The sequence below is a fragment of the Streptomyces sp. XY431 genome, from assembly GCF_001279805.1.
Classification (GTDB): Bacteria; Actinomycetota; Actinomycetes; order Streptomycetales; family Streptomycetaceae; genus Kitasatospora; species Kitasatospora purpeofusca.
Map to the genome: position 1 here is coordinate 1 of NZ_LGDO01000135.1, position 10966 is coordinate 10966.

The 10966-nt window shown below is 72.3% G+C and carries 8 protein-coding genes and 1 pseudogene; 6 read left to right on the forward strand and 3 right to left on the reverse strand.

Features of this window, described 5'->3' with window-relative positions; translation table 11 throughout:
* From ADK60_RS16725 to ADK60_RS16740, 4 genes and pseudogenes are all read left to right on the forward strand, one after another.
* Positions 1-468, forward strand: a pseudogene (locus tag ADK60_RS16725) (hypothetical protein); the annotation flags it as partial.
* Positions 469-862: 394 nt separating this feature from the next.
* On the forward strand, positions 863-2209 hold the full coding sequence (locus ADK60_RS16730; protein WP_234371113.1) for a hypothetical protein: 1347 nt from the start codon (positions 863-865) through the stop codon (positions 2207-2209).
* Between the two features lie 221 nt (positions 2210-2430).
* Complete coding sequence (locus tag ADK60_RS16735) at positions 2431-2862, forward strand: hypothetical protein (RefSeq protein WP_053646865.1); 432 nt, start codon at positions 2431-2433, stop codon at positions 2860-2862.
* Between the two features lie 206 nt (positions 2863-3068).
* Entirely contained in the window at positions 3069-3905 is an 837-nt protein-coding gene (locus tag ADK60_RS16740) for an ATP-grasp domain-containing protein (protein WP_053646867.1), read from the forward strand.
* A gap of 113 nt (positions 3906-4018) precedes the next feature.
* Here the strand turns inward: ADK60_RS16740 and ADK60_RS16745 are convergent, their stop codons facing one another.
* The 3 genes from ADK60_RS16745 to ADK60_RS16755 form a co-directional block, all read right to left on the reverse strand.
* Complete coding sequence (locus tag ADK60_RS16745; RefSeq protein ID WP_053646869.1) at positions 4019-6097, reverse strand: MDR family MFS transporter; 2079 nt, start codon at positions 6095-6097, stop codon at positions 4019-4021.
* Positions 6098-6239: 142 nt separating this feature from the next.
* The gene (locus tag ADK60_RS16750) at positions 6240-7187 is read right to left on the reverse strand and encodes a hypothetical protein (RefSeq protein WP_159400464.1); all 948 of its coding nucleotides are present in this window, start codon (positions 7185-7187) and stop codon (positions 6240-6242) included.
* A gap of 82 nt (positions 7188-7269) precedes the next feature.
* Positions 7270-7716 (reverse strand): peptidase inhibitor family I36 protein, encoded by a 447-nt coding sequence (locus tag ADK60_RS16755; RefSeq protein WP_053646873.1) that lies wholly within the window; start codon positions 7714-7716, stop codon positions 7270-7272.
* A gap of 492 nt (positions 7717-8208) precedes the next feature.
* On the opposite strand from ADK60_RS16755, the gene ADK60_RS16760 reads away from it, so the two are divergent.
* Positions 8209-8616 carry a hypothetical protein gene (locus ADK60_RS16760; RefSeq protein ID WP_053646875.1) on the forward strand — a complete coding sequence of 136 codons (408 nt, stop codon included), beginning with the start codon at positions 8209-8211 and terminating at the stop codon, positions 8614-8616.
* A gap of 116 nt (positions 8617-8732) precedes the next feature.
* A partial coding sequence (locus ADK60_RS16765) for an NACHT domain-containing protein (protein ID WP_199839682.1) occupies positions 8733-10966 on the forward strand: 2234 nt, incomplete at its 3' end.

Consider the following 10966-nt stretch of genomic DNA (forward strand, 5'->3'; position numbering starts at 1 on the left):
ACCCACCCCACCGCCGCCTGCCCGATCAAACCCCGCAGCCTCGGGCGCGACCCCCGCCTCGTCCCCATCGACCCCACCTCCATGCCCGCCGGCCACCCCGAGGTGTGCGTGCGCGAGTCCCTCACCTTCCACCGCGACACCGGGATCCGCTTCCGCCAGGAACTCGACCACTCCCGGCCCGACTGGGTCCACCTCTACTTCCACCTGCGCAACCGCGTCGAGCGCTTCAACCAGTACGCCAAGGACCACGAAGCCCTCGAACGCTCCCGCACCCGCCGCATCCGCGGCCACGCCGCCCAGTCCCACCTCCTCGCCTTCCAGCTCGCCTACGCCAACCACCGCAAACTCGCCGCCTGGCTCGACACCATCCAGAGTGCCTCCCAGCCCGCCCGCCGCCGCCCCACCAACCGCTACACCCCGAACAACCCCGGCAACTGGACCCCCCGGCGGCACAGCACCGAGCCCTAACCCCACCCCACGCACCCACCCCGACCAGCACAAACGCCGAGGGCCCCTCACGAAACTGGGAGGAGCCCTCGGCGTATCCGGACAGCAAAACGGCCGGTCAAACCGACATACTGTCGGTTTGACCGGCCGCATTGGCTCGGTTGACCGGGACGCGCGAAAGGGGGCCCTGCGAACGGGCGCAGTGGTCAAGAGGCTGGGAAACGGTCTTCAGACCGTCAGGAACACCCCGCCGCCGAACGGGTGTCATCGCGGGAATGCCGTCCAGGACGGCCCGGGCCCCGTGGCCCGGGCTTGCGGCGCGGGGCGGACATGACAGAGGATCACCCGGACTCGCCATGATCGACTTCTGGTCGCCCGTGGCAGTCAGCCTGTTTCTCTTCCCACGGGGGTACCGATGACCACGCACGCAGACGGCACGCACGACGACGGTGCAGCGGAGAGCGGGCGCCGGCCCGGCCGCCGGACGCTGCTCGCCGGCATGACCGGGGCGGGGGCGCTCGCGGGCAGCATCGCCCTCGGCACCCGCGGCGCCTCGGCGGCGAGCGCCGCGGCCACCGCCGGCCCGGCGGACTACGTGGTCGACGTCGTCGCCAAGGGCGCCGACCCGAGCGGCCGCACGCCCAGCGACGACGCGTTCCGCAGGGCCGCGCTGGAGCTGCTCGGGGGCGCTCCCAAGACCGGCTACACCCCCAAGAAGGTGCTGCTCGTCCCGCCGGGCACCTACCTGCTGACCCAGCCCGACTCGCTGCTGCCCATCACCCACGGCACCGACAACCCGGGCGTGATCGACGGCATCTCCATCAGCGGGTACGGCAAGCGGCTCTCGCGCATCGTCTACGCGCCGACCACCCCCGACACGGTCTTCTGGACCAACGACGGCCGCTACAAGAACATCCGCCTCAGCGGCCTGACCTTCGAGGGCCGCGACGCCACCGCCACCTTCAACCTCGCGCTCTCCGCCGTGGGCAAGGGCGTCCAGGACACCTGGTACACGGACGTCGAGTGGCACGGCACCTGGAAGGCCGGCATCGTCCTGGACGGACCAGCCGGCACCTCCAACCTCAACAGCGAGATGGGCTGGGACCACTGTCAGATCAGCGGCTCCTACGCCGACGCCTTCCTGGTGATGGGTGGCAAGCCCATCGAGAACCAGCAGGACCAGTTCCTCAACTACTGGTTCCGTGACTGCAAGGTCGAGTTCCAGTCCGGCATCTTCGTACGCAACGAGCGCGGCGGGTCGATGAACTTCATCGGCGGCTCGTACATCATCGTGGACGAGAACTCGACCGGCACCTTCTTCAAGCTCAACGCCAACAGCCCGCGCGGCGACTCGGTGATGCGGCTGTACGCGCAGGGCATCCGCTTCGAGGTGCGCGGCAAGGACCACAAGGTCATCGACTCGGCCTGGTACAAGGGCAGCATCACCTTCGTCTCCTGCGACGACACCGCGAACTCCTTCAAGCCGTTCGCCACCGACGCCACCGCGCACGTCTACCGCTTCAACGCCGTCAACCCCTCGCGCGGGCCGATGATCCGCTACCAGGACTGCGCGCTGCTCGGCTCCCACCACGTGACGACGTCCACCGCCACCACCGCCGGCAAGCTGCTCTACGACGGCTGCCGCTTCGCCGACACCGCCACCGCCGCCACCGCCCTGCGCTGGAGCGGCCCCGCGCCGTGGTACGAGTTCCGCGACTGCCTCGGCGAGGGCGTCCGCATCCCCGACACCAAGGCCCCGTGACTGCACCGTCACGGCGGACGGTGGGCCCCTCCCCCACGGGGTGGGCCGGCGCGAACGGCACCCGGGCGACCGGGTGCCGTTCGCGGGCCACCGCCCCGACGGACAGGTCTCACCGAAACATTCGTCACATCCCCTCGTATCCGGTAGACATGCCCTGTCCGAGGCGATCCAGTCGGCGTGACGACACGTACGACCGCCTTCCCGAGACCGAGGGAACACCCGTGGCCGACACCAGTACCCCGCCCGCCGAGCCGCTGCACTACGCGGTGGACCTCACCCCGGCCGATGTCCGGGCCATCCATGCCTTCCTCCGCGAGCAGATCCTTCCCATGGAAGGGGACGGCGCGTTCGGCAGCCCGGAACAGCGCGCCGCGCGGGCGCTGTCCAGTCTCGTACGCACCGCGACCGCCCGCGCCGAGGCGATGCTCGAGCGTCTGATCGAGACCCCCGAGGACCGGCACCGGACGGACAACCTGAACAACCTCCGCCAGAGCTGGCAGTCCCTGGTGGAAGCCGCCGAGGAATGGGCCGACACGCCCGGCTTCGACCGCCGCCGCTGGCGCGAGGTGGACGCCGACCCCGCCTCCGCGGCCCTGCGCCACCGGCTGGTCGCCAAGCAGCGGGCCGAATCCTCCGCCGACGCGAAGGCCTGACCCGCCACCGCCGTGCCGCCCCTGCCCCTCCCCCGGCCGAACGGGGGCGGCACAGGTCGGTGAGCGGGCCCCGCCGGGGGGACGGGAGGGACCGCAGGAAGCCCCGGGCGGCTCGAACACCCGGAGCCGCCCGGTGGCGCGGGGCCGCCCCGGGAGCAGCGGGGAGCAGGAACTATCGTGGGCGGACTCGAACAAGGAGCCGCACCATGGCCACCGCCCGCCCCCGCATCCTCTTCGTCTCCGACCTCGCCTACCCCGCCCGCGGACGGCGGTACTGCGACGAGGACATCCTGCTGACCTCGAGGCTGCGGGCGGAGTTCGACCTCGCGGTGTGCCACCCCCTGGACGCGGCCGCGCTGATGGACGGCTTCGACGCCGTTGTGGTGCGCAACAGCGGCCCGGTCCTGCACTACCAGCGGGCGTACGACGCGTTCCGGGCGCAGGCCCTCGCCCGCGGCACCCGGGTCTACAACCCGCTGACCGGGCGCGGCGACATGGCCGGCAAGCAGTACCTGACCGAGCTGACCGCCGCCGGGTACCCGGTGATCCCGACCGTCGACCGCGCCGAGGACCTGGAGCGGCTTCCCGAGACCGCGCAGTACGCGGTGAAGCCGAAGGCGGGGGCGGACTCCATCGGCCTGGCCTTCCTGGAGCGGGCCGAGCTCGCCGGCGTGGACTTCGGCGGGATGCTGGTCCAGCCTCGGATCGACTTCCGCCACGAGGTGTCGTTCTACTACGTGGACGACGCCTTCCAGTACGCCCTGTACGCGCCGGACCCCGAGCGCCGCTGGGAGCTGGAGCCGTACCGCGCGAGCGCCGACGACCTCGCGTTCGCGGACCGGTTCGTACGGTGGAACACCCTGGACCACGGCATCCAGCGCGTCGACGCCTGCCGCACCAGCACGGGCGAGCTGCTGCTGGTCGAGCTGGAGGACCTCAACCCGTACCTCTCGCTGGAACTGCTGGACGGGACGGACCAGGACGCCTTCGTGCATGCGATGGCCGACTCGCTGCACCGGTACCTGGCCACCGACTCCGCCTGAGAACCCACGCGGCACCCGCACGGGTGCCCGCGGCGGCCGAGGCGGCGACCGGCGGCGTACCGGGCCGGACGGGTCACCCCGGGCCGGGCCGGGCCGAGCGGGTCGGGAATCGCTCAGGACGGTTCCCGCACACCCACCACGGCCTTCTCCCGGGCGTGTGCGGGCAGGCCGTTGGCGAGGTCCTCGACCAGCAGTCGCCAGGCGATCGCCTCGGCCGCGGTCCGCAGCTGCGGGCTGCGGGGCCGCCCGGCGTCGGCCTCGAGGCGGTCGTTGAGCCAGTCGGACCAGGCGCGGGCGAGCGCGCGCACCTCGTGCGTGCCGGTGGCGGTGAGGGCCAGCCGGTCGCCGTCGCGGGTGAGGTGCCCTTCGCCGGCCATGCGGTCGAACACCGGCTCCAGGACCTCCGGCGGGACGCGCTTGCGGGCGCCGATCAGGGCCAGCGACGCCTGGCCGACCGCCTTGGTGTGGCCGGCGACCTCCATCAGCGCCCAGGCACCGGCGAGGTCGACCCGGGTGTCGGCGCCGTCGACGATCGAACGGACCGTGTCGAGGTCGGCCCCGCGCACGATCCGGCCGACCGTCGACTCCAGCTGCTGGTCCGAGTCTCCGCTGGTGGGCTGGGCGAACCCCTCGCCGAGGTCCGTGGAGCCCGCCCGCGCGGTGTCCCGCAGTTGCACCTGCTTGAGGAACAGCGCGACCACGAAGCCCAGCAGGGCCACCGGTACGGTCCACAGGAACACGGTGTGCAGGGCGTCCGCGTAGCCCTGCACGATCGGCGCCGCCTGGTCGGCGGGCAGGCCGTGCAGGCCCTGCGGGCTCGCGGCCGCCCGGGTGAGCGCCACGGGGTCGGCGCCGGTCGAACGGGCGGACTCGGCCACTCCCTCGGCCAGCTCGGTCCGGAGGCTGTTGGCGTAGACGGTCCCGAACACGGCGGTGCCGAAGGAACTGCCGATGGTGCGGAAGAACGTCACCCCGGAGGTCGCGGTGCCGAGGTCCGCGTAGTCGACGGTGTTCTGCACCGCGATGGTGAGCACCTGCATGCTCAGCCCGATGCCGACACCGAGGACGAACATGTAGCAGGAGGCGAGCACGGTACCGGTGCCCGGCTCCAGGCGGGACAGCAGGTAGAGGCCCAGGGCCATCACCAGGGTCCCGGCAATCGGGAAGAGCCGGTACATCCCGGTCTTGCTGACGATGTTGCCGCTCGCGACGGAGGCGAGCAGCAGGCCGATCACCATCGGCAGCATCCGCACGCCGGAGACTGTCGCCGAGTCCCCGTCGACGTACTGCAGGAAGGTCGGCAGGAAGGTCAGCGCGCCGAGCATCGCGAAGCCGACGATGAAGCTGAGGACGGAGCAGACCGCGAACACCGGGGTGCGGAACAGCCGCATCGGCAGCATCGGCTGGACGGCCCGGGTCTCCGCCCAGCAGAACAGGCCGAGGGCCAGGGCTCCGCCGACGAACAGGCCGATGATCACCCCGGAGGTCCAGGGGTACTCGTTGCCGCCCCAGCTGGTCGCCAGGATCAGTGCGCTGGCGCCGACCGCGACCAGGGCGATGCCCAGGTAGTCGACGACCGGCCGGACGGCCGCCCGCACCGAGGGGATGGTCCGGGCGGCGGCGGCCACCACCACGACGGCGATCGGCACGTTGACGTAGAAGGCCCAGCGCCAGGACAGGTGGTCGGTGAACAGCCCGCCGAGCAGCGGCCCGATCACCGTCGCCACGCCGAACACCGCGCCGATCGCGCCCTGGTACTTGCCCCGCTCGCGCAACGGGATGACGTCGGCGATCAACGCCATGGCCGTCACCATCAGGCCGCCCGCGCCGATCCCCTGGAGCGCGCGCCAGGCGATCAGCAGTGTCATGTTCGTCGCCAGGCCGCAGAGGAACGAGCCGGTGATGAACACGATCGCGGAGATCTGGAACAGCACCTTGCGCCCGTAGAGGTCCCCGAACTTGCCGGCCAGCACGGTGGCCACCGTCTCGGCGAGCAGGTAGGACGTGACCACCCAGGACATGTGCGCCGCCCCGCCGAGGTCCGCCACGATGGTGGGCAGCGCGGTGCCGACGATGGTCTGGTCCAGCGCGGCCAGCAGCATGCCGAGCACGATGGTGGCGAAGACGACGTTCCGCTGCCGGACATCCAGCACCGGCGGGGCGGACGGCGGGTTCTCGGTGTCGACGGTCATGCCGACAGCCTCGCCGCAAGCCCGCGGGCCCCGCGATCGGGCTCCGGCGTCCGGGTGAACGGGGCGGCCCGGCGGGGCCGGCCGGCGGGGTCGGCCGCCTGGACCGGTGGGGCCGGTGGGGCCCGTGCGGCGCTCCCCGCGCTCAGCCGCCGGGCAGCCCGGCGATCTGCTGCGCGAGCCGGGCGGCCTGCGCGTCGCGCTCGGCCTTGAGCGCCGCGAACGCCTGCGGCTGCTGGGCGATCGCGGCCTTCTGGTAGTCGGCCTCGACGGCGAACCAGACCCCGACCAGGTTGGTGCGCGCCTTGCACTCCACATCGGTCTGCGCCATGCGGATCTCCGCGGCGTCCGGCTCGGGTTCCTTCACGGACGGCAGATCCGCTCCGGCCTCCACCGGGTTCGGCGCGCTGAACCCGGCGGCACGCATGCACTCCGACCAGCGACCGAAGACCTCCTTCACCCGCGGATCGGCCATCGAGCGGGAGAAGCTCTCGGCCTTGGTCTGCCCGGCGAGCTGGGACGCGCCACCGCCCGGGCCCTGTCCGCCGGGCTGCAGCGACCCGAGATCGGTGTTCACCTTGCCCTGACAGCCCCCGGCCGGCACCGTCTGGCCGTTCGAGCTGGTCAGCGGTTTGCCGGTGGCGTCCCGGCCGAGCAGCAGGGCGTTCTCCGCCGGGGAGAGCGTGGCCCGCGGAGTGGCGGTGTCGCGCTTGGGCAGGTGATAGCCCCAGGTGCTGACGCTCACCGGATCGGTCAGGCCGTAGCGACGGAACAGGAGGGAGTCGGAGGCCGAGACGACCGGAGCCGGCGCGATCGGCAGGTCGAAGCCGTACTGCTTCATGCAGATGGCGACCTTCTTGGTGTTCAGCCACTTCAGCTCGGCCGACTGCTGGGGCGTCAGCATGTACTCCGCGATCGGCAGTTGGAGTTCGGCCACCTGCGAGGGCTCGGGCGTGGGAGTCGCCACCACCGCGGGCGGGGGCGCCGGGGCGGGCGGCGGCGCGGCCTGCCCCGAGGAGCAGCCAGTTGCCGCCAGGGCGATCAGCGCCGGCGCCAGGAGCCGCCCTCGGCGGACTCTCGCTGCGGCAGTCACGGCCGGTCTCCTTCGGGTTCGCGGGGCGGCCTGCCCACCGGTGTTCGTGCCGGCGGGCAGGCCCTGGTCACGGGGCGGATCGTCAGACGGTGGGGCAGAAGGCGCGCGTGGCGTCGTCCAGGGCCATCGACGCCTCGTTGTTCCTGAGCCACGGGGTGAGGTTGCCGCCCCTGTTGGGGCTCAGCCAGTTCTCGTCGCCCATGTAGTTCGGGTAGACCCAGATGCCGACGTTGCAGGCGCTCGCGTTCTCGGCGGAGGCGGCGTTGTTCCGCACGGGGTTGCCGTCGGTGAAGTTCCCGCTGATCGTGGGAGTCGCGACGACGCGGCTGGTCCAGAAGCCGCCGCCGTGGTTGGGGCTGTACCAGAGGCAGTAGTAACCACCTTGCTGGGCACAGGTGAACGAGTTCCAGCTGTCGATGTTCTCGACACTGGCGTTGGCCTGGCCGCCGAGGCCGCCCGGGCCGCCGAGCGCGAGCATGGTGGTCGCGGCAATGAGGGCGAGGCGGGATGCAGTCTTCTTCACGGACATGTCGAGTTCTCCTCCGTAGGGCAGATCGAGTGGTACGAAATCCGGTCCCCGAACCCGAGAGGGCAGGCGAAGCAGCCCCCTCGGCGGGAAACGGTAGATCCTCTTCCGAATCGGTGTCTGCACGGTTTGCAGCCAATCCGTGGCCGATCCACCGGCTCCCACGGCCCCGGTCACGCCCCCGGCCCCGCAGCGGAACCGCAGATTCACCGGCCGTTCCCCGGCACGGCCGCCGGTGCAGAAGGCGATGGCGTCGGCGGCCTGCTCGGCGGGCCGGGCACAGCAGGGCGGGAGGCGTAAGCCGGGCGTCAGCCAGGGGGCGTCAGCCGGACGGCAGGTCCGGCAACGTTGTGGGACGGGGATGTGGGAGTGTTTCGCCGTACAGGAGGGCCCGGGCGGTGGGAGAATTCGGCCACGGGGACTGTGCCGGTGGGGATTTGGGGTGGAAGCCGAGTGCGTCGATGGGCATGGTGGACGGCGGCCGGAGTATGTGCGGTGGCCGGGACCGCCCTGGTGGCGGTCCCGGTCCTGGTGGACCTGGAGACCGCGGACAGGCTCGCGAGCGTGACTGGCGCACTCGCTGCGCTCGTGGGTCTGGCGGTCACGGTGCGCGGGCTGCTGCGGGGGGCCGCGGCCGACATGCCGGCCGGTAGGGAGGGGGCGCAGGGTGGGGGCGGTGCTGCGGCCGCCGGTGATGTGCGTGAGGTGCATGTGGTGGCCGAGAACGGTGGCGTCGGCGCCGCCGGCGACATCACCGCGGTGGGATCCGGGCAGCCGTCCGCACCGAGCGGCGGTGACGCCCCGCCCCGCATCGACAGGCGCGAGGTACGCGCCACCGGGCCGGGATCCGTCGCCGCCGGCGGTGACATCCACGGCATCGACCTGGAGGGTCCCCGGCGGTGACCCCACCGGCCTTCCCCTGGCAGAAGAGGCCCGCTGCGGACAACGGCCGAAGCCGCCGCGCGGTCGGACAGGAGAGCACGGCGGACGGGAGGACGGGCGACGGGGTCACAGCGCCGGTGCAGCAACGCCCTGTCGGCGGGACGGACGCGGCGGGTGCGGCGGGTGCGGGCTCGGCGTCGCACTCGGTACGGGTGGAGGCGTCCGGCGACGGGTCGACCGCCGCCGGCCGGGACATCGTCCACCACTACCACTACCACTACGGCGCGCCGGCAGGCCCCGAGCCGGTGCACGATCCGCTGGCCGGGGTCGCTCGCGGGTTGGCGAAGGAGGTGCGGCGACGGTGGCAGCGGGAGGAGGAGCACAGTCGGGTTCAGGACCCGTTCCCGTTGCCTGTGCGATGGCAAGGTGCGCCTGCGGAGCTGCTGGACCACGACGAGACCGTTCAGCGCCTGCCCGCCGACTCCGGTTCGTCCCGGACCGACCTGAGTGGGGATCTGCGGAGTGTGGCCGAGGTCTATCGGCGGGTCGCCTCGGGCCGGTTGGTGATCCTGGGCCGGGCCGGCTCGGGCAAGTCCGTTCTGGCGATCAGGTTCGTGCTGGACTTCCTGGCCGCTCCTTCCCCGTCCGACCGGGTGCCGGTGGTCTTCAGCATCGGCTCGTGGGACCCGACGGCCGTCGCCCTGCGGGACTGGCTGGCCGATCGGCTGCTGCGTGACCATCCGGACCTGACCCGCCGGGGCCCCGGCGGGTCGACGCTGGCCGCCGCGCTGGTGGACGCCGACCTGATCCTCCCGGTCCTGGACGGGTTCGACGAGATCGCGGAGGGCCTCCGGCGGGAGGCGTTGGAGGCTCTCAACACCGTCGATCTGCGGCTCGTTCTGACCAGCCGGCGCAAGGAGTTCGCCGACGCGGTCCACGCGGCGCACGCCCCGCTGGTCCGGGCCTCCGGTCTCGAACTCGTCGACCTCACGCCGGAGGATGTCGCGGACTACCTGCCCTGGACCGCCCGCCCGGCCGGCCGCGGCAGCGGTACGCGGGCGGTATGGGACACCGTCCTGGACGAACTGCGGGACCAGCGCAGCCCCGGGGGCAGGAACCTTGCCGAGGTGCTCAGCACGCCGTTGATGATCGTCCTCGCCCGGACGATGTACAGCCGAACATCCGAACGGGATCCGGGGGAACTGCTGAACAGCACGCGGTTCCCTACCGGGCAGCGCATCGAGGAGCACCTGCTGGCGGGCTTCGTGCCGACGGTCTACCGGCGTCGCGTCCGCGAGCGGAGCGACACCGATCCCCGGCAGGAGCGCTGGGAGCGGAACCCGGAGCAGGCCGAGCGCTGGCTCGGCTACCTGGCCCACCACATGGCCCGGCTCGGCCGGGACCAGCAGGACCTCGCCTGGTGGCAGCTCGGCGCCTCACTGCGGTACCCGACCCGGGCGGCGGCGGTCGTGGTGGCCACCACGTTGTGCGTCGCGGTCTCCGAGTGGCTGGTCGGTCTGTTCGCCTACCAGGTCGACCTCGCCGAGTCCCTTCTGGTCGGGGCCCTCATGGGACCGGCCGCCGGACTCGCCTTCGGAGCCGTCTACTGGGTCCACGCCCGGTTCGGCGGCGGGAAGTTCGAGCCGACCCGTGTACGGCTGCGACTGCCGGGCGCGCGCGGCGGCATCGGCCGCAGGCCGCTGCACACGTTCACCGGCCGGTTCGCGATCGTCCTGCTGGGCGGATTCGTCCTGGGCGTCGGCTCCGCGTCCGCCCTCACCCTGGACCGCGTGTTCGCCGGCGGCATGCCGTTCACGGCGGAGGTGGCCAAGGGCACGCTCATCAACATGCTGGGGTTCGGGGTGGTCTTCGGGGCCAGCGCCGGCCTGGTGTTCGGCCTGCTGGCCGTTCTCGAAGCCCCCCTCGACGTGGACTCGGCGGCCACCCCGGCCGATCTGCTGTCCTCCAACCGCACGACGGTGGGCCGCCAGGCCCTCGTCCTCGCACCGCTGCTCGCCCTCACGATCGCCTTCGGCGGCCTTCCGGTCATCGCTGTGCTCCAGGAGTTCCTGGGCCCGATGCTCTGGGAAATGGCGGACGGGCTCTTCATCGGAGCCGTCTGCGGACTCGGCGGCGCGCTGTCCTACGTGTTCTCGTTCACCGCCTGGGGCCAATGGGTGGTCCTGTCCCGCGTCTGGCTGCCCCTGACCGGCCGACTGCCCTGGGACACCGCCTCGTTCCTGGACGACGCGTACCACCGGGGGGTCCTGCGCCAGGCCGGCGCGGTCTACCAGTTCCGCCACGTCCGGCTGCAGCACCACCTCAGTGCTTCCTTCGACCGCCGACAGGCCCACTGCGCCCCGGCCCCGAC